The organism is Microbacterium sp. MRS-1 (assembly GCF_000585455.1).
Lineage (GTDB): Bacteria > Actinomycetota > Actinomycetes > Actinomycetales > Microbacteriaceae > Microbacterium > Microbacterium laevaniformans.
In genome coordinates, this window is the sequence record NZ_JAUF01000035.1 from 58,264 (window position 1) to 76,113 (window position 17,850).

General features: G+C 68.9%; 18 protein-coding genes. 2 read left to right on the top strand and 16 right to left on the bottom strand.

The genetic code is table 11. The features are described from left to right. Window positions 1-19 precede the first annotated feature (19 nt). From AS96_RS08020 to murC, 6 genes are all read right to left on the bottom strand, one after another. Window positions 20-322 carry a YggT family protein gene (locus AS96_RS08020; RefSeq protein ID WP_081768000.1) on the bottom strand — a complete coding sequence of 101 codons (303 nt, stop codon included), beginning with the start codon at window positions 320-322 and terminating at the stop codon, window positions 20-22. Window positions 323-324: 2 nt separating this feature from the next. Continuing rightward, the gene (locus AS96_RS08025) at window positions 325-792 is read right to left on the bottom strand and encodes a cell division protein SepF (protein ID WP_005049149.1); all 468 of its coding nucleotides are present in this window, start codon (window positions 790-792) and stop codon (window positions 325-327) included. Window positions 793-824: 32 nt separating this feature from the next. Continuing rightward, window positions 825-1,514 carry a YggS family pyridoxal phosphate-dependent enzyme gene (locus AS96_RS08030; protein WP_036288030.1) on the bottom strand — a complete coding sequence of 230 codons (690 nt, stop codon included), beginning with the start codon at window positions 1,512-1,514 and terminating at the stop codon, window positions 825-827. After that, window positions 1,511-2,656: a cell division protein FtsZ gene (ftsZ, locus tag AS96_RS08035; protein ID WP_036288033.1), complete on the bottom strand. Its 1,146-nt coding sequence runs from the start codon at window positions 2,654-2,656 to the stop codon at window positions 1,511-1,513. Before ftsZ ends, AS96_RS08030 begins: the two co-directional genes overlap by 4 nt. A 161-nt stretch (window positions 2,657-2,817) precedes the next feature. Beyond that, on the bottom strand, window positions 2,818-3,819 hold the full coding sequence (locus AS96_RS08040; protein ID WP_036288036.1) for an FtsQ-type POTRA domain-containing protein: 1,002 nt from the start codon (window positions 3,817-3,819) through the stop codon (window positions 2,818-2,820). 3 nt (window positions 3,820-3,822) lie between these two features. After that, window positions 3,823-5,229, bottom strand: coding sequence for a UDP-N-acetylmuramate--L-alanine ligase (murC, locus tag AS96_RS08045; protein WP_036288039.1), 1,407 nt, complete (start codon window positions 5,227-5,229; stop codon window positions 3,823-3,825). Window positions 5,230-5,352: 123 nt separating this feature from the next. On the opposite strand from murC, the gene AS96_RS08050 reads away from it, so the two are divergent. Together AS96_RS08050 and AS96_RS08055 are read left to right on the top strand one after the other, a co-directional pair. Continuing rightward, a complete protein-coding gene (locus AS96_RS08050; RefSeq protein WP_036288041.1) occupies window positions 5,353-6,252 on the top strand; it encodes a hypothetical protein in 900 nt (299 codons plus the stop codon). Further along, complete coding sequence (locus AS96_RS08055; protein WP_036288045.1) at window positions 6,249-6,617, top strand: GntR family transcriptional regulator; 369 nt, start codon at window positions 6,249-6,251, stop codon at window positions 6,615-6,617. Before AS96_RS08050 ends, AS96_RS08055 begins: the two co-directional genes overlap by 4 nt. 85 nt (window positions 6,618-6,702) lie before the next feature. On the opposite strand, the gene AS96_RS08060 is transcribed toward AS96_RS08055, so the two are convergent. The 10 genes from AS96_RS08060 to AS96_RS08105 form a co-directional block, all read right to left on the bottom strand. Next, on the bottom strand, window positions 6,703-7,800 hold the full coding sequence (locus tag AS96_RS08060; protein WP_036288048.1) for a UDP-N-acetylglucosamine--N-acetylmuramyl-(pentapeptide) pyrophosphoryl-undecaprenol N-acetylglucosamine transferase: 1,098 nt from the start codon (window positions 7,798-7,800) through the stop codon (window positions 6,703-6,705). Window positions 7,801-7,810: 10 nt separating this feature from the next. Then, a complete protein-coding gene (ftsW, locus tag AS96_RS08065) occupies window positions 7,811-9,073 on the bottom strand; it encodes a putative lipid II flippase FtsW (protein ID WP_036288051.1) in 1,263 nt (420 codons plus the stop codon). Further along, complete coding sequence (gene murD / locus AS96_RS08070) at window positions 9,036-10,637, bottom strand: UDP-N-acetylmuramoyl-L-alanine--D-glutamate ligase (RefSeq protein ID WP_036288054.1); 1,602 nt, start codon at window positions 10,635-10,637, stop codon at window positions 9,036-9,038. Before murD ends, ftsW begins: the two co-directional genes overlap by 38 nt. Beyond that, a complete protein-coding gene (gene mraY / locus AS96_RS08075) occupies window positions 10,619-11,728 on the bottom strand; it encodes a phospho-N-acetylmuramoyl-pentapeptide-transferase (RefSeq protein WP_016465364.1) in 1,110 nt (369 codons plus the stop codon). The genes murD and mraY overlap by 19 nt, the downstream gene beginning before the upstream one ends. Continuing rightward, entirely contained in the window at window positions 11,725-13,137 is a 1,413-nt protein-coding gene (locus AS96_RS08080) for a UDP-N-acetylmuramoyl-tripeptide--D-alanyl-D-alanine ligase (RefSeq protein WP_036288057.1), read from the bottom strand. Before AS96_RS08080 ends, mraY begins: the two co-directional genes overlap by 4 nt. 40 nt (window positions 13,138-13,177) lie before the next feature. Then, the gene (locus AS96_RS08085; protein WP_036288060.1) at window positions 13,178-14,989 is read right to left on the bottom strand and encodes a peptidoglycan D,D-transpeptidase FtsI family protein; all 1,812 of its coding nucleotides are present in this window, start codon (window positions 14,987-14,989) and stop codon (window positions 13,178-13,180) included. 4 nt (window positions 14,990-14,993) lie between these two features. Beyond that, window positions 14,994-15,599 (bottom strand): hypothetical protein, encoded by a 606-nt coding sequence (locus AS96_RS08090; RefSeq protein WP_036288063.1) that lies wholly within the window; start codon window positions 15,597-15,599, stop codon window positions 14,994-14,996. Then, on the bottom strand, window positions 15,596-16,555 hold the full coding sequence (gene rsmH / locus AS96_RS08095; RefSeq protein ID WP_197017280.1) for a 16S rRNA (cytosine(1402)-N(4))-methyltransferase RsmH: 960 nt from the start codon (window positions 16,553-16,555) through the stop codon (window positions 15,596-15,598). Before rsmH ends, AS96_RS08090 begins: the two co-directional genes overlap by 4 nt. 97 nt (window positions 16,556-16,652) lie before the next feature. Beyond that, window positions 16,653-17,084: a division/cell wall cluster transcriptional repressor MraZ gene (mraZ, locus tag AS96_RS08100; protein WP_005049113.1), complete on the bottom strand. Its 432-nt coding sequence runs from the start codon at window positions 17,082-17,084 to the stop codon at window positions 16,653-16,655. Between the two features lie 212 nt (window positions 17,085-17,296). Further along, entirely contained in the window at window positions 17,297-17,674 is a 378-nt protein-coding gene (locus AS96_RS08105; protein ID WP_016465368.1) for a DUF3040 domain-containing protein, read from the bottom strand. Window positions 17,675-17,850: the final 176 nt, after the last annotated feature.

Sequence of the window (17,850 nt, forward strand, 5' to 3'; positions counted from 1 at the left end):
GTGGGGCGTGCGACGGGGGCTAGAGACGCTCGATGACGCGGACGATCGTCAGCAGCACGAAGCAGGCCAACATCGTCACCGGAAAACCGAGGTCGAGGGCGATAGGGCCGATCCGCAACGGAGGAATCAGCCGGCGGAAGAACCGTAGCGGCGGATCGGTGAGAGTGAAGACGGCCTCGGCGAAGACGAGACCGAATCCCCGCGGACGCCACTGGCGGTTGAACATCGGGATGTACTCGAGAACGAGTCTCGCCAGCAGCACGAGGATGTAGAGCAGGAGAAGGACGTCGACGACGAATGCCGCCAGGCGCATGAACTCCACGACTACTGAGTGAAGGGCGCGGACTCAGGGTCGGCCTGAGCCACCGTGCCGTCACCGGAGATCGCGACGTTCTCGGGCGAGAGGAGGAACACCTTGCTCGTCACGCGCTCGATGCGACCGTACAGGCCGAGCGACAGCCCACTCGCGAAGTCGATGAGGCGCCGCGCGTCGGCATCGCTCATCTGCGAGAGGTTGATGATGACCGGGATGCCGTCGCGGAAGTTCTCCGCGATGATCTGCGCGTCGCGGTACTGCTTGGGGTGCACCGTGAGAATCTCGCTGACGGTGCCTGCGGTGGGCTGACGCACGACGGCGGGACGGTGAAGCGGGGTCACAGGGGCCGCCTTCTCGATCGGGCGCTCGCTCGAGCGCTCACGGCGAGCAGGCGTCTCGGCAGCGGGCTCTTCGTAGACCTCTTCCTCATCGGCGAGGCCCAGGTACACCATGGTCTTCTTGAGCGGGTTCGACATCGCATTCCTCCGTTTGCTCGTCTGTTCTGAGGCTAGCCGCGGTCAGGGCGCGGTCCCGTGATTGCAGTGCCGATCCGCAGGTGTGTCGCGCCGGCGGCGATCGCTTCGGCGAAATCTCCCGACATCCCCGCCGACATCCACGCGGCATCCGGAACGACGCGACGTACCGTCGCCGCCGCGCCGGCGAGACGTTCGAACGCCTCCGCGGGCGCCGCCGCGAGCGGCGCGACGGCCATGACGCCGCGAAGGCGCAGCGACGCGCACCGCGCGGCGATGTGCGTCGCCAGGGCGTCGACCTCGCTCGGGGCCGCTCCCCCACGGGCGGGATCGTCCGTGAGATTGACCTGGAGGAACACGTCGAGAGGACTGCCCTCGGGATCGGCGGCATGCAGGGCGTCGGCGACGCGATCGCGGTCGACGGAGTGCACGCAGTCGGATGCCGCGCGCACCGCCTTGGCCTTCTTGGTCTGCAGCTGCCCGATGAAGTGCCATCGCACGTCGTGGACTCTGCCGGCCGTCTCGGCCCGCTTGGCGCTCAACTCCTGTTGCCGACTCTCGCCCACGTCGTGCACGCCGAGCGCGGCGAGATCGTCGATCAGCCGCGCGGGGTGGAACTTGGTGACGACGATGCGCGTCAGCTCACCGGGGTCGCGACCGACCGCCCTGGCCGCATCCGCGATGCGGGCGTCCAGGGCGGCGAGTCGTTCGGCCAGCGCGGTCACTTCAGGAAGTCGGGAATGTCCAGGTCGTCGTCGCCGTACACCGAGTCGTAGGACTCCGCCACGGGGGCCGACACGGTGACAGCCTGCTTGTCCTCGACCGCCGCACCCTCTCGTGCGGCCTCTTCGGCGGGCACGGCCGGCACCAGGGGCGCCGCTGGGCGCGCCGCGGTGATGGGCTCGATGCGCGCCTGCGGCTCGCCACCGTCGAAGCCCGCGGCGATCACCGTGACCCGCACCTCATCGCCCAGCGTGTCGTCGATGACGGTGCCGAAGATGATGTTGGCCTCGGGGTGCGCAGCCTCCTTGACGAGCTGTGCGGCGTCATTGATCTCGAAGATGCCCAGGTTGGATCCACCCTGGATCGACAGCAGGACGCCGTGCGCGCCTTCGATGGACGCTTCCAGCAGGGGGGACTCGACCGCGAGCTCGGCGGCCTTGATGGCCCGGTCGGCACCGCGCGCAGACCCGATGCCCATGAGGGCGGAGCCGGCACCCTGCATGACGCTCTTGACGTCGGCGAAGTCGAGGTTGATCAGACCCGGCGTGGTGATCAGGTCGGTGATGCCCTGAACACCCGCGAGCAGCACCTGGTCGGCGGTGGCGAAGGCCTCGATCATGGAGATGCCGCGGTCGCTGATCTCCAGCAGTCGGTCGTTGGGCACGACGATGAGGGTGTCGACCTCCTCCTTGAGCTTCGCGACGCCCGCCTCGGCCTGGCTCTGCCGGCGGCGTCCCTCGAAGCTGAAGGGCTTGGTGACGACACCGATGGTCAGCGCGCCGATCGACTTCGCGATGCGTGCGACGACGGGTGCGCCGCCGGTTCCCGTACCGCCGCCCTCGCCCGCGGTGACGAAGACCATGTCGGCACCCGCGAGGGCTTCCTCGATCTCCTCCGCGTGATCCTCGGCGGCGCGACGGCCCACCTCGGGATCGGCGCCGGCGCCGAGCCCGCGAGTGAGCTCACGACCCACGTCGAGCTTGACGTCCGCGTCGCTCATCAGCAGAGCCTGAGCGTCGGTGTTCACCGCGATGAACTCGACACCCCGCAGCCCGAGCTCGATCATCCGATTGACGGCGTTCACGCCGCCGCCACCCACACCCACGACTTTGATCACCGCGAGGTAGTTCTGGTTCTGGCTCATGCCGGCCTCCATTGTGTCCCGAACCCTGACTGCTAAACCTTGAACCTCTAGTTGAGGTTTAAAGAATTGCTCAGTATGCAATTCCTTGATTGAAGGTATGCGGCAGCCCTCCCGCGGACCGAGAGGCTGGGGGCGTGTCGCGCAGAAAAGCGTGTCGAGTGCTACCGAACGACGATCGTGCTCGGCGACGACACGTCGTAGCTGCGCGCCCCGGGGCGCGCCGTCATGATCGCGGCGAGATTCTTGGCCTTCAGCGGCGAGTCATCGGCGTTGCCCCAGACCACCGTGGTTCCGCCGGAGCCGAGGGTGAGGGTGACGTCATTGGGAGAGGTCGCCGCGATCGCGGTGACCTGAGCCCGGATGTCGCCCGGGAGGGCTCGGAAGACCGTTCCGACGGCAGTGAAGGCGGGTGAGGAGAGCCCGCCGGTCACGGTGAGCACGGGATGCCCTGCGGCCGGCTGGGGCGCGGTCGACAGGGCGACACCCGCGGCATCCACCAGAGTGAAGCCGGCGGGAGTCTGAATGGACCCGATCGGAGTGCGCTCGACGATGCGCACCACGAGCTCGTGGGGCGGTCGCGCTTCCAGCGAGTACGACTCCACGAGCGGGAACTTCACGAGAGCGGCCTTGACGGCGGAGGAGTCGACCAGCGGCAGCGGAGTGCCCAGCTGCCCGTCCAGCGCGGTCTCGACGGACGCGGGATCCAGCGTCGATGTGCCGACGACGGTGATCTGCTGCACCGCGAAGAGCGGGCTGTACGCGACGCCGAGGGTACCCAGCACGAGCAGAAGGAGCGCCGAGCCCGCGACGATCCAGGCCATCCGCCGCCGACGCTGGCGCGCGGTGAACCGCCGCACCTCGGCGCGCAACGCGCGGCGTCTCGCCCGTGCGGCCGCCCACACCTCGCGCACGCCGACAGGCGCTTCTTCCTCACCGACCGAGATATCCGCCGGCTCATCGATTCGTGGCGACGACGACACCCAGAGGGGCATCAGCGGGGCGGTGAGATGATCGTCGCGGTCCGCGACGTCTTCCTCGACGGGAGCGTCCGCCCGGCGGGGTGGACCGACCTGACGCACGGGCGGCTCGACGCCACGATCCTGCGCCGACTCACGGTCGGGCGCCGCCTGATCCGGCGCCGGGAGGGGCGTCGGCCGCCGCATGGACTATGCCTCCGCCGTCGGCGTCGACAGCGCCTCGAGCACCTGCGGGATGATCTGGTACACGTTGCCGCAACCGAGCGTGATGACGTAATCGCCCTCCCGCGCGACGGTCGCGGTGTACTCGGCCGCCTCCTGCCAGTCGGCCACGTAGTGCACCTTGGAGGGATCGCGGAAGGCTCCGCTCACGAGCTCCCCCGTCACGCCGGGCACCGGGTCCTCGCGCGCCCCGTAGACGTCGAGCATGACGGTGTGATCTGCGTACGACTCGAGCACGTCGGCGAACTCGCGGTACATCTCCTGCGTTCGCGAGTATGTGTGCGGCTGCTGGATCGCGATGATGCGACCGTCGCCGACGACGCTGCGCGCCGCGGCGAGCGCGGCGGCCACCTCGGTGGGATGGTGCGCGTAGTCGTCGTAGACGCTCACCCCGCGCTCGACGCCGTGGAGCTCGAAGCGTCGCACCGTACCCCCGAACTCCTCCACGGCACGCAGGGCCGGCTCGAGGGCGTAGCCGAGCGTGAGCAGCACCGCCACGGCCCCCGCCGCGTTGACCGCGTTGTGGGCTCCCGGAACGGCGAGCCGCCCGGTCACCGTCTCGCCGTCGTGCGTGAGCGCGAACGAGACGGGACCTTCGGTCACGATGTCGCTCAGACGGACGTCGGCGGCGGCATCCTCCCCGAACGTCACGATCCGCTCATGGCGAAGAGCCTGAGCGACCCGGCGAGCGCCGGAGTCGTCGGCAGAGATGACGACGGCCTCTCGTGCCGCGTCGCCGAAGCGGACGAAGCCGTCGTAGAAGGCGTCGCGCGACTCCCAGTGGTCGAGGTGGTCGGGATCGACGTTGGTGATCAATGCGACTGACGTGTCGTACAGCAGGAACGTGCCGTCGGACTCGTCGGCTTCGATGACGAACAGCTCATCCCCGCCCGTGCCGCTGGAGACACCGAGATCGGCGATGACGCCCCCGTTCACGAACGTCGGCGCCGTTCCGAGTGCACGCAGCGCCGTCACGAGCATGCCGGTGGACGTCGTCTTGCCGTGAGCCCCCGCGACGCTCACGAGCCTGCGCCCTCCGATCAGCCAGTACAGCGCCTGGGAGCGGTGGATCACGGGCAGCCCGCGCTCCTTCGCGAGCACGTACTCCGGGTTCTGCGGCCAGATGGCGCCGGTGTGGATCACGGCGTCGACATCGTCGGGGAGATTGGCCGCATCGTGCCCGACATGCACCGTGGCGCCCCGCGCAGCGAGAGCGCGCAGGGCGGCGCTGTCGGCACGGTCGGAGCCCGAGACGCGGATGCCCCGATCGAGGAACATGCCGGCCAGCCCCGACATGCCCGATCCACCGATCCCGATGAAGTGGGCGGCGGTGATGTCCTCGGGGATGGGCAGGCTCAGGTCGGGTCGAATCATGGCTCGTCAAGTCTAGGTCGAGGCCGCCTGGGCGGATGCTGCGGCGCGCGGCGTGCGAACGGGCTTGAGCGCGACCACCACCTTGTCTGGACACGTTGATACGAACGGTGATACAAAAGCGTCATGGATCCGCAGACCGCGCTGACGACGAACATCGTTCTCGTCGCCCTCAGTGGGGTGCTCGCGGGCTGCTTCCTCGCGTGGGCCCTCCTGCCCTCACGCAGCGAACGCCGAGCGCTCAGATGGTCGGAGAACGCCGACCTGCCATTGCAGGAGTCGCCGATCGCCGATCGGATCGTCGCACGCCTGCGCCAGGATGCGATCACGGCTGCCACCGGTGCCGCGGTCGGCGTCGCACTCGGGGCGCTGGGACTGCTGTCACCGGTCGGCAAGGACCCCGACTTCCCGATCACGTTCCTGTTGCCGATCATGCTGACCGTCTCCGCCCTGGTCAGCGCGGCCGTCGGCGTTCGCGCGCACCTCTTCGCTCCGGACCCGCTCTCGCGTCGCGTCGCGCGAACGCGGGCACTCACCTCCGCGGATTACCTCGGGGTGACGCGCCGGGCGCTCTGGCTGGCGACCGCGATCCTGTCCCTCTGCCCAGCGATCGGGGCCTCGTGGCTTCTCCTGCATCCCTCGCCCTCGTTCACCCCCGGCCTCGCCGTGGCGGCTCTCGTCATCGGCCTGCTCGGTGTGAGCGGCGTGCCCCTCGTGCACCGGTTCGAGCGAATGCTGCTCGAACGCGCGCAGCCGGCGTCTACCCCCATCGAGCTCGCCTGGGACGATCTGTTCCGAATCTCGACCCTGCACAGTGTCCGCATTGCCTGCGCGGCCCCCGGCGTGATCAGCGCCGCGCTCGTGGTCACGGCGATCACCGGAGACCGCTTCCTCGCGTCACAGATCATCGTGTGGTCTCTGCTCGCCCTTCAGCTCGTCTTCCCCACGACGAGCCCTGGGCTGCCCGCTCGTCTGCGTCCGCGCCCGCGTCTTCAGTCAGTGCCCGCAGGAAGCTCCCTCGCATGATCGTCATCGACCCGGCATCCGCGGTGCCCCCGTTCGAGCAGCTGCGGCGCCAGCTGATCGACGACGTGTCGAGCGGCGCACTGTCCCCCGGCACCCGTCTGCCGACCGTGCGCCGACTGGCCGAGGATCTCGGCCTCGCACCCGGCACCGTCGCGCGCGCCTACCGCGAGCTCGAATCGGCCGGCATCATCGAGACACGCGGACGCAACGGCACCTTCGTCGCCCCGCAGGGTGACGCGGCCCTCCGGGAAGCGCAGCGCGCCGCCGCGAGCTTCGTCGACCAGGTCCGCACGCTGCGCATCGATCCCGAGCAGGCTCTCGCGCTCGTTCACGCCGCGTTGCGCAGCGCGCCCACCGCTCCCTGAGCCTCATCCGTCCCCACTTGTCGCGGTGCGGCACGCGCAGCGACAGAACAGGACGGACGAAACCGATCGGCCCCGCCATACACGCTCAGCCCGCGAGCGCCCGATCCAGCATTGCGATCACCGAGGCCGTGCCGGCACGCGCGGCGGCGGTTCGCGCCTGCGCCGCGGCACGCATCGCCGACAGCGCCGCGTCGTCGCGCAGCAGCGGCACGATCTGCTCACGCACGCGGTCGGGGCTGAACGCGGCATCCTCGATCAGCTGTGCGGCGCCGGCGGCCACGGCTCCGCGCGCGTTGAGCGCCTGTTCTCCGTTGCCGACGGCGTACGGCACGTACACCGCGGGGATGCCGAGAGCCGACACCTCGCTCACGGTGGCCGCGCCCGAGCGCGAGACCACGAGATCCGCCAGCGCCAGCGCGAGGTCCATCCGGTCGAGGTAGGGAACGATCCGGTAGTCGGGGTGTCCCGGGTCGACGATCGGGTCGCGCTCCCCCGCGGCGTGCAGCAGCTGCCAGCCGGCGTCGATGACCGCGGGCCATGCCGCGGCGAACGTCTCGTTGAGCCGGCGCGCGCCCAACGATCCGCCGAACACGAGGAGCACGGGACGGGCCGGGTCGAGGCCGAAGAAGCGCGCCGCCTCGTCGCGCATCGTCGTGCGATCGAGCTCGACGATCTCCGCGCGCAACGGCATACCGACCGTCTGGGCGCCGCGCAGCGGGGTGTCGGGGAACGCCGCTCCCACGCCCGCCGCGCGCCGGGCGCCCAAGATGTTCGCCAGTCCAGGGCGCGCGTTGGCCTCGTGCACGACGTACGGCACGCCTTCGCGGCGGGCGGCCACATACGCGGGAGCCGAGGCGTATCCGCCGAAGCCGGCGACCACATCGACCCGGCGGTCGCGGATGTGCCGCCGCACCTGCCCGACGGCGCGATGCCACGCCAGCGGGAACCGGAGCGCGGCGAGGTTCGGCCGACGCGGAAAGGGGACCTTGTCGACGATCAGCAGCTCGTATCCGCGTTCGGGCACGAGACGGGCTTCGAGCCCTTCGCGCGTGCCGAGGACGAGCACGGATGCCGCGGCATCCCTCGCCCGCAACCCGTCGGCGACCGCGAGCAGCGGATTCACGTGCCCGGCGGTGCCGCCGCCGGCGAGGAGATAGGTCGTCGAGGAAGCCGGCGTCGTCACCCGAGAGAGCCTACCGGCGGCGGGACAGCGACTCAGCGGCGATCGCGGTCGAAGCGGGACCGACGGGGATCGTCCGCGCGAAGGACAGCAGCACACCGCAGGCGAACAGGACCGACAGCAGCGAGGTACCGCCCTGTGACATGAACGGCAGCGGCACCCCCAGAACCGGCAGCAGACGCAGGACGACACCGATGTTGACGAGGGCCTGCCCGACGATCCAGACGATGATGCCGCCCGTGACGATGCGGATGAAGGGGTCGCGGGTCTTACGGATGATCTGGAAGGCGGCGATCGCGAACACCGTGAACAGCAGGAGCACCACGGCGCAGCCGACGAGTCCGAGTTCCTCACCGAGGATCGCGAAGATGTAGTCGTTCGACCGGGCCGGCAGCCAGCCGTACTTCTCGCGGGAGTTTCCGAGCCCGAGTCCGAACAGTCCCCCGTTGGCGAGGGCCCACACCCCGTGCACCGCCTGATAGCAGTCACCGACAGCCGCGTTGTAGCAGTCCATCGAGTCGAAGTTGACGAAGCTGCTCATGATGCGCGCCATGCGGTTCGAGTTGGTCACCGCGAAGAACACGGCGGAGACCACCACGACGATCAGCGGGATGATGAAGATGCGCAGCTTCACACCGGAGAAGAACAGGCAGCCCAGCAGGATCGCCATGAGGATCATTCCCGTGCCCAGGTCCTCGCTGCCGACCGCGACCAGTCCGATGACGAGACCGCCGACGGGCACGACCGGAATGAACACGTGCGTCCAGGACCCCAGCAGCGTCTGCTTGCGAAACAGCACGTAGCCGAGCCAGAGCGCGAGGGCGAGCTTGAGGAACTCCGACGGCTGTGCCTGCAGGCCGCCGATCTGGATCCAGTTCTGGTTGCCGTCGTTGATGACCCCGAGGCCCGGGACGAACACGAGCATCTGGAAGCAGGTGGCCACGATCAGAGCGGGCCAGGCGATCCGCTTCCAAAACGCGACGGGTAGCCTGCTCGCGATGAACATGAGCGGGATGCCGATGACGGCGAAAATCGCCTGCTTCATGACGACCTCGAACGGGCTCTGACCGGCAGCCATAGCCGAGGCCATCGTCGCGGAGAGGACCATCATGAGCCCGAAGCCGGTCAACAGCAGCGCGGTCGAGGCGACGAGCAGGAACTCGCTCGAGACGGGGGCGAACACGCGACCCAGAGACACCCGCGCCGCGAAGCCCGACGTCGCGGCGTCGTCGGGACCGTCAGCGGCGGGACGGGTCGGCGGGGTCGTCGTGGTCATCGGCTCCCCCTGCGTCTGTCGCGCCGTTCTCGTTCGGTGTCTGCGAGGCGGACGAGGACGTCCATTCCCGCACGGCCATCGCGAATCGCCGGCCGCGGTCGGCATACGAGTCGAATTGGTCGAAGGATGCCGCAGCGGGGGCGAGGAGGACCACGTCACCGTCACGGACGATCCGTGCCGCCGCAGCGACCACGTCTGCCATGACGTCTTCAGTCTGAGCGTGGTCCACTTCGAACACGGGAATGGCCGGCGCGTGTCGCGCGAACGCGTCGGTGATCGGTGTGCGTTCGACCCCGATGACGATGACGGCCTTCACGCTCGGGCCGCGCGCGGCGACCAGTTCGCCGATGTCCACGCCCTTCATGTCGCCGCCCACGACCCAGACCGCTCCCGGGAACGCTGCCAGCGACGACGCGGCCGCGTGCGGGTTGGTCGCCTTGGAGTCGTCGATCCAGGTGATGCCGCCTGCGGTGGCGATGACCTCGATGCGGTGGGCGTCGAGCCGGAAACCACGCAAGGCCTCCGCGATGCGCGCGGGCGCTACATCGAGCGAGCGAGCCAGCGCGGACGCGGCGAGGATGTTCGCCACGATGTGCGGCGCGATCAGACCCTGCGCAGCGAGCTCGTCCAGCGTTGTGATCTCGAGCGCGCTGGTGCGCCGATCCTCCAGGAAGGCACGGTCGACGACGATGCCGTCGACGATCCCGAGATCGCTCGGACCCGGAACCCCGAGATCGAAGCCGATCGCTCGGCATCCGTCGACGACATCGGCTTGCTCGACCATGATGCGGGTTGCGATGTCGGACTTGTTGTAGACGCACGCGACGCGCGTGTGCTGGTACACGATCGCCTTCGCATCGCGGTACGCGGCGAACGAACCGTGCCACTGCAGGTGGTCATCGGCGAGGTTCAGGCACACGCTCGCGAACGGCGACACCGGCTCCGATCCCTCCTGCAGTGAGAGATACCACAGCTGGTGGCTGGAGATCTCGACGACGAGCACGTCGAACCCGCTCGGGTCACGCACCGCATCCAGGATCGGTACGCCGATGTTCCCGCACGGCGCGGCACGGAGTCCGCCGGCCACGAGCATCGTCGCGGTGAGCTGGGTCGTCGTCGTCTTGCCGTTGGTGCCGGTGATCAGCACCCAATCCGCGGGCGTACCATCGGCGCGCAGCACCTTGTCGCGGACGCGCCAGGCGAGCTCGATATCCCCCCACAGGGCGGTCCCCCGCTCGCGTGTCCAGGCGATGACCGGATGGTGGGGCGCGAAGCCGGGCGAGGCGACGACCACTTCGGGGTCGAAGTCGACGAGCACGGCCGGAACGGAACTCAGCGCACCCACGTGCAGGCGCGCGCCGATCACGGGCAGAAGTCGCGCGTGCTCCTCGCTCGCCGACTCGCTGAGCACGAGGACGTCCGCGCCGAGCTCCGCGAGGGTGTCGGCGACGGAGAATCCGGTCATCGACAGACCGAGCACGGCGACGCGCAGTCCACGCCAGTCGGCATGCCAGCTGCGCAGGGCATCGAGGTCGCGCACACCCGTCACAGTGCCGACAGCCATTCGACGTAGAAGAGGGCGACGCCGGTCACCGCGAGCATGCCGGCGATGATCCACATGCGCACGACGATCGTGATCTCTGGCCAGCCGCGCATCTCGAGGTGATGGTGGAACGGGCTCATGAGGAAGAGGCGCTTGCCGCCGGTGGCCTTGAAGTAGATGCGCTGCAGGATCACCGACCCCGGGCCGATGATGAAGACGCCGGCGATGATGACGGAGAGCAGCTCGGCACGCGAAAGGATCGCCATCGCGGCGATCACACCGCCGATGGCCATCGAGCCGACGTCCCCCATGAAGATCTTCGCCTTCGGCGCGTTCCACCAGAGGAAGCCCACGAGCGCGCCCACGAAGGATGCCGCGATGATCGTGAGGTCCATCGGGTCGGGCGTCGCGTAGCAGCCGCCCACGTACGCGGTCACGAGCGCCTCGCTCGCGCAACGCTGCTGGAACTGCCAGAAGGTCACCAGGCTCAGCGCGGAGACGGTGAAGATGCCGGACCCGGTTGCGAGCCCGTCGAGGCCGTCGGTGAGGTTGGTCGAGTTCGACCACGCCACCGAGATGAACGTGATCCAGATGAGGTAGACGATCCAGCCGACCACCGCGCCCAGCGCGAAGAACGACAGCATCGGGATGTCCCGGAAGAAGGAGACGTAGGGCGAGGCCGGCGTCTCCCCGCGCGCGTCGGGGAAGTTCAGCGCCATGATGCCGAAGGGAACCGCCACGATCACCTGGCCGACGATCTTGCGCCACCCCGACAGACCGAGGCTGCGCTGCTGGCGCACCTTCATGAAGTCGTCGATGAAACCGACGACGCCGAACCCGACCATCATCCAGATGACGAGCAGACCCGAGATGGACGGCGGCGCTCCCCCGGTGAGCGTTCCGACGAAGTACCCGACGATCGAGCCCACGATGAAGACGATGCCGCCCATGGTGGGTGTTCCGCGCTTCGTCTGATGGCTGGGATTGTGCGCGTTCTCGGGGGTGCGGATGACCTGACCCCAGCCGAGCTTCTCGAACAGCCGGATGAACAGCGGCGTGAGAAAGAGGGTGAACGCGAGCGAGATCGTCGCAGCCGCCAGCAGTGATCTCACGAGAACGATTCTCCCAGACGATCGCCGAGGTGCCGCAGGCCCGCGGAGTTGGACGATTTCACGAGCACTCGGTCGCCGTCGCGGAGCTCACCGCGAAGATACTCGAACGCGTCGTCGGACGTCTCGAAGAAGACGGCTTCGCCGTCCCACGAGCCCTCGCCGACGGCGGCGAGGTACAGACGGCGGGCGTCGCGGCCGACGACGACGATGCGTTCGATGCGCAGACGCACCGCGAGCAGGCCGACGCGGTCGTGCTCCTCGCCGGCGAGCTCGCCGAGCTCGCTCATCGCTCCCAGCACGGCGACCTTGCGCTCGCCCGGGCCGGCGATCTGTGCGAGCGTGCGCAGGGCCGCGGCCATCGAGTCGGGGCTCGCGTTGTACGCGTCGTTGATGATGCGAACCCGCTCCGAGCCCATCGGCTGCATCCGCCAGCGTTCGGCGATCTCGAGCGTCTCCAACCGTGCGATCGCCGCGTCGAGAGCGACCCCGAGCTCGCGCGCGGCGGTCAACGCGGCCAGCGCGTTCATGACGTGATGTTCCCCGAGGACACGCAGCCGCAGCGGCCACCGCCCCTCGGGGGCCACGATGGTGCACGTCGTGCCGGCGGCCGTGACCTCGACGTCCTCGGCACGCACGTCGGCGGCGGATCCCCTCCCGAACCACCGCACGTCCACACCGCGGGATGCCGCGACGTCGGCCATCGTGGCGACACGCGCGTCATCGCGGTTCAGCACGGCAACCCCACCGGGGCGTACCGCCTGAACGAGTTCGGTCTTCGCCTTCAGCGTCTCCTCGACGCCGCCGAAGCCTCCCGCATGAGCCAGCCCCACCATGAGGACGACGCCGACGTCGGGGGTGACCAGTCCGGCGAGCCTCGTGATCTCACCGGGGCCGGATGCGCCGAACTCGCTGACCAGGAAGCGCGTGTCCTCCCGGACCCGCAGCATCGTCAGGGGTGCGCCGACCTCGTTGTTGAACGAGCCGCGCGGGGCGACGGTCTCGCCCTCCGCCTCCAGGATGCGGGCGAGCATGTTCTTCGTGGTCGTCTTGCCATTGGACCCCGTGATGCCGACGATCTGGAGCCGTCCACGGTCGCGCGCGGCGGCGACCACGGTGCGGGCGAGGTCGGACAGGGCCGCGACGGCGTCCGCAACGACGATCTGACTGACCGGCGCCTCCACGCGTCGCTCGACGATCGCGAGGACGGCGCCCGAGGCGACGGCTCCGGCCACGAAGTTGTGGCCGTCGGTGACCTCTCCGGGCTTGGCGACGAAGATGTCGCCGGCGCTGATCTCGCGCGAGTCGGTGTCGACGTTGCCGTCGACGACGGTGTCAGGGGTGTCGTGGGGGGCCGGGTGCAGGGTGCCCGCCACAGCGGCGGCGACCTCGGCGAGCGTCATCCGGATCATAGGGTTCGTTCCTCACGCGCGGTGGCGCGTCACGGTGTCGTCATTGTGTCACGGGCAGCAGCGGGGTGTCCGAGCCCGAGGGCATCACCCGGTAGTGCGTCAGCACCTGGGTCATCGCCTTCTTGAAGACCGAGCGGTTGGCCGACGACATGGTGTTGGTCTTCGGCTCGTTGAAAAGGGTCAACACAACGTACTGCGGATCATCAGCCGGCGCGTAACCGGCCAGCGAGGTCATGAAGAGGTTGTCCTTGTAACCGCCGTGTCCGTCCGGAACCTGAGCGGTACTCGTCTTGACGGCCACGCGGTACCCGGGGATCTTGATGTCGTCGGCGAGTGTGCCCTGGGCGTAGACGTTCTCGAGCATCTGGGAGACTTCGGCCGCGGTCTGCGGCTTGATGACCTGGACGGGGGCGGGCAAGGTCGGCGTGACGACGGTGCCGTCGGGCTTCGTGCAGGATTCCACGAGCTGTGCCGGCATCCGCACTCCGCCGTTGGCGATCGTCTGGAACAGGCTCGTCACCTGCGTCGGGGTCACCGTGAAGGCCTGCCCGAAGGTTGTCGTGTAGAAGGTCTGGTTGTCCCAGGTGGAGGCGTCGCGGATCTCTCCGGTGGGCTCGCCCGACCAGTTCAGCGCCGTGCCGTCGCCCACGCCGAAGCGCTTCAGGTAGTCGTAGCGCGTCTCGGCGGGAACCTGCGCGCCGAACTGCGACATGGCGACGTTGGAGGACTCCACGAGCCCGCCGGTGAGCGTCAGGTTCTGCGTGGGGTGACTCTCGGAGTCGTTGATCACCGCACCGTTGGGGAACTGGATGCGGTCTGGCGTCTCGACCGTCGATGTCGGGGTGAGACCGCCCTGCTCGATGACCGTGGCGGCCGTCACGGGCTTGAACGTCGATCCCGGCTCGTACGAGACGCGAAGCAGCCGCGAACCGCGATTGTCGGGGTCGGAGGCGCCCGGGTCGTTGGGGTCGACCGTCTTCGTCTCGGCGAGGGCCCGGATCTTGCCGGTCTTCGCCTCCATGACGATGATGCCGCCCCAGTCGGCCTGGTAGCGCGCGGTCTCTTCGGCGATCAGCTGCTGCATGAACCACTGCAGATCGCTGTCGATCGTGAGTTTCAGTGTGCCGCCGTTGACGGCCGGCTTCTCAATTTCGGTGCCGGGGATGATGACACCGTCCGCCCCGCGCTGGTAGGTCAACGAGCCGTCCGTTGCCTGGAGGCAGGAGTTCTGTAGAGACTCCAGGCCCTCCAGGGGGTCGCCGTCGGACCCGACGAAACCGATCAGGTTGCCCGCGACCGCACCGTCGGGGTAGGTGCGAGAGGGGTGGAGGGGGAAGGTCAGGAACGGGAGCTTGAGCGCCGCGAGTGCGCGGTACTCCTCCGTGGAGACGTACCGCTTCACATACGCGAATCGCGACGCCGAGTTCTCGGCCAGCGCGTCGGACACGATCTTCTCGACGTCCGCGGCCGACTGACCTGTGATCGCGGCGATCTTGGGCGCCACGTCGGTCCACGGCGTCATGATGTTCTTGCCGTCGGCATCCGTCATCGCGTTGCCGCTGGCATCGGTCTGCACCGCACCCTGCGCCGCGAGCATGGGGTCGATCTGCACGTCGTAGAGCGTCGTGCTGCTCGCGAGCACGACGCCGTTGTCGTCGACGATGTCGCCGCGCGCGCCGTAGAGAGTGCTCTTGGCCCCGGTCGCGAACTGCTCCGAGTCGTCGACGTGCTCGCGCGCGTTGACCACCTGGATGTCCACCAGACGCACGACGAAGGCGGACAGCACCACCAGGACGACGGCGAGGGCGACGACGGTGCGGCGCCGCGGGCTGCGTGTTGCTCGTGTCGTCATGGACTCAGTGTGTGGCGGGGACGGGCAGACCGTCGGCGATGGCAGGGTGTGTCGGGGTATCGGGGATGGCCTTGTCTACGACCGAGCTGCCGCCGGTCGCGCCGAGGCTCGCCGCCGGATCGCCGACGAGCGGGCGTCCGCTGACGAGGGCGTTGCCGACGGCGGCCTTGCTCAACGCGTTGACCGCGCTCGCACCGGTCAGTCCCGCGGCGGTGCCGATGACGGCGTTGTCGCTCAGACGGAGGTAGGTCGGCGCCTGGCCGGTCACCATGCCCATCGCCTCCGCATTGGCGGCGAGGTACTGCGGCGAACTCAGGCCGGCGATGCTGTCCTGCAGCATCTGCTTCTGCCAGTCGAGACTGCGCTGCTGATCACCGAGAGTCGACAACTCGTACGAGGATTGCGTCGTCAGGATCGACAGCCCCATCTGCGCGCCGCCGATCAGCAGCGCGCCGCTGACCGCGACGATGCCGTAGACGAGGCGCGGACGGCGTCGCGGCGCGGGCTGCTCGACCGCATGAAGCCGACGCGCCGGCGCCCCCGGCGTGCGCAGCGGAAGGGGAGCCGCCCCCACGAACGGATCGAGGTTGCTCTCTGCGGGCACACTCATGCCGCCTCCCGGATGCGTTCGGCCGCGCGCAGGCGCACGGGTGCGGCCCGCGGATTGCGTGCCTTCTCTTCTTCGGAGGCCAGCTCGGCGCCCTTGACCACGAGCCGGAATCGCGGAGCGTGCTCGGGAAGCTCGACGGGCAGTCCCGCCGGCGCGGTGGATGCCGCGGCATCCGCGAACACGCGCTTGACGAGACGATCCTCGAGGGACTGGTAGCTCATCACGACGATGCGTCCGCCCACGTTCAACAGGTCCATGCTCGGCGGCAGGGCACGCTCCAGCACCGACAGCTCGGCGTTCACCTCGATGCGAAGGGCCTGGAAGACGCGCTTGGCGGGGTGGCCGCGTCCCTCGCGCTGCACCGCGACCGGCGTCGCCGCCACGAGGATGTCGACAAGCTGCCCGGAGCGCTCGATCGCAGCGTCGGCGCGCGCGGAGATGATGGCCCGGGCGTAGCGTCCGGCGAGCTTCTCTTCGCCGTAGCGTTCGAAAATGCGGCGCAGATCGCCTTCACCGTAGGTCGCGACGATCTCCGCTGCCGTCGTGCCGGCGGTCTGGTCCATGCGCATGTCCAGCGGCGCGTCCCGCGAATAGGCGAACCCGCGATCGGCGTCGTCGAGCTGCAGCGACGAGACACCGAGGTCGAAGAGGATGCCGTCGACCCGGTCGACGCCGGCGGAGCGCACGGCCGCGGCGATCCCGTCGTAGACGGTGTGCACGAGCGTGACACGGTCGCCGAAGCGCGCCAGCCGCTCCCCCGCGATCCGCAGGGCGTCGGTGTCGCGATCGAGCCCGATGAGGCGGATGTCACCGAAGCGCTCCAGCAGGGCCTCGGAGTGCCCGCCCATTCCCTCGGTCGCGTCGACCAGAACGGCGCCCGGGTGGGCGAGGGCCGGCGAGAGCAGCTCGACGCAGCGCTCGAGGAGGACCGGGGTGTGGATGTCGGAGGTGCTCATGATGAGGCGGGCGTGAGCCGGAGTCGTGATCCCCATCCGCCTGACCTGACACCGGGGAAGTGTGTCAGGGCGTGCGGCTGGGAGTCACGGCCACGGCTCAGAAGAGGCCCGGGATCACCTCCTGCTCCATGTCCGAGTAGCTGTCTTCGTTGCTGTCTGCGTAGGCGTTCCATGCCTGCGCATCCCAGATCTCCGCGTGAGCGCCGACGCCCGTGACCACGAGCTCGCGGCCGAGGTTGGCGTAGGCGCGCAGGTGCGGGGGGATGGTGATGCGGCTCTGGCTGTCGGGCTTCTCGTCGCTGGCGCCCGACAGGAACATGCGCTGGAAGTCGCGCGCCTGCTTGTTGGTCAGGGGCGCTTCGCGGATCTTCTCGTAAACCCGCTCGAATTCCTTCGTGCTGAACACGTAGAGGCAGCGCTCCTGGCCTCGAGTCACGACGACCCCGTCGCCCAGGTCGGTACGGAACTTCGCCGGAAGGATGACGCGGCCCTTGTCGTCGAGCTTGGGGGTGTAGGTGCCCAACAGCATCGGCGACTCCCCCTTCCTCCGGCCCGATCAAGGTGCGCACCACTTTACTCCACTTTCCTCCACCTGACTATGACTTCCTGGGCGCCGCGCTCCCCGGAGCTCCCTCACGGGGCGACGACGGGGCCGAGTGTCGGAGCGCGTCACCGCCGGCGGGCACAAAAAAAGCACCGACCTCTCGGTCGGTGCTCTTCGTGTCGTGCGGTGTGCTGCGGTCAGGATCCGTCTTGGCGGCGGTCCCAGCGGTCGTTCATGCGGTCCATGAAGGACGACGATCCGGCACGGGAGGGCTTGCGCTGCCCCTTGTGCTCCGGCGACGTCTTGAGCGCGGCAAGTCCCTTCGCGGGAGTGGCGGCCAGAACGACGCCACCCACCATCACCAGGAAGGCGATCACGCCGATGGCGATGATGCCGGTGGAGACACCTGCGATGAGTCCGCCCAGACCCACCAGCACGAGGATGGTTCCGTACACGATGTTGCGATAGCTGAGGGTGCGGCCGTCTCGGGACGCGCTCACGACGTCTGCGTCCTTGTTCATGAGATGACGTTCCATCTCATCGAGCAGACGCTGCTCCTGCTCTGACAGCGGCATGCTGCCCCCTCCTCGCCGTTTCGGACCGGCATCTCGTGCGGTCGATTCTACGCGTGCGGTCGAGAACTAGGCTAGGCCCGTGCACGCTTCCGCCGACCCAATCGAGGCCATTTCCCAGCGACTGGCAAGCTTCGTGGCGGCCCAGCGGCTCGCGTGGGCCGCCGCCGGCCCGGAGG

What these genes read in the sequence shown, in the direction of transcription:
- AS96_RS08090 (WP_036288063.1), bottom strand. Translation starts at nt 15,599, where the DNA reads ATGAGTGTGCCCGCAGAGAGCAACCTCGATCCGTTCGTGGGGGCGGCT.
- AS96_RS08080 (WP_036288057.1), bottom strand. Translation starts at nt 13,137, where the DNA reads ATGATCCGGATGACGCTCGCCGAGGTCGCCGCCGCTGTGGCGGGCACC.
- ftsZ (WP_036288033.1), bottom strand. Translation starts at nt 2,656, where the DNA reads ATGAGCCAGAACCAGAACTACCTCGCGGTGATCAAAGTCGTGGGTGTG.
- murC (WP_036288039.1), bottom strand. Translation starts at nt 5,229, where the DNA reads ATGATTCGACCCGACCTGAGCCTGCCCATCCCCGAGGACATCACCGCC.
- AS96_RS08040 (WP_036288036.1), bottom strand. Translation starts at nt 3,819, where the DNA reads ATGCGGCGGCCGACGCCCCTCCCGGCGCCGGATCAGGCGGCGCCCGAC.
- ftsW (WP_036288051.1), bottom strand. Translation starts at nt 9,073, where the DNA reads ATGACCACGACGACCCCGCCGACCCGTCCCGCCGCTGACGGTCCCGAC.
- murD (WP_036288054.1), bottom strand. Translation starts at nt 10,637, where the DNA reads ATGGCTGTCGGCACTGTGACGGGTGTGCGCGACCTCGATGCCCTGCGC.
- AS96_RS08050 (WP_036288041.1), top strand. Translation starts at nt 5,353, where the DNA reads ATGGATCCGCAGACCGCGCTGACGACGAACATCGTTCTCGTCGCCCTC.
- mraZ (WP_005049113.1), bottom strand. Translation starts at nt 17,084, where the DNA reads ATGCTGTTGGGCACCTACACCCCCAAGCTCGACGACAAGGGCCGCGTC.
- rsmH (WP_197017280.1), bottom strand. Translation starts at nt 16,555, where the DNA reads ATGAGCACCTCCGACATCCACACCCCGGTCCTCCTCGAGCGCTGCGTC.
- AS96_RS08055 (WP_036288045.1), top strand. Translation starts at nt 6,249, where the DNA reads ATGATCGTCATCGACCCGGCATCCGCGGTGCCCCCGTTCGAGCAGCTG.
- AS96_RS08105 (WP_016465368.1), bottom strand. Translation starts at nt 17,674, where the DNA reads ATGCCGCTGTCAGAGCAGGAGCAGCGTCTGCTCGATGAGATGGAACGT.
- AS96_RS08025 (WP_005049149.1), bottom strand. Translation starts at nt 792, where the DNA reads ATGTCGAACCCGCTCAAGAAGACCATGGTGTACCTGGGCCTCGCCGAT.
- AS96_RS08085 (WP_036288060.1), bottom strand. Translation starts at nt 14,989, where the DNA reads ATGACGACACGAGCAACACGCAGCCCGCGGCGCCGCACCGTCGTCGCC.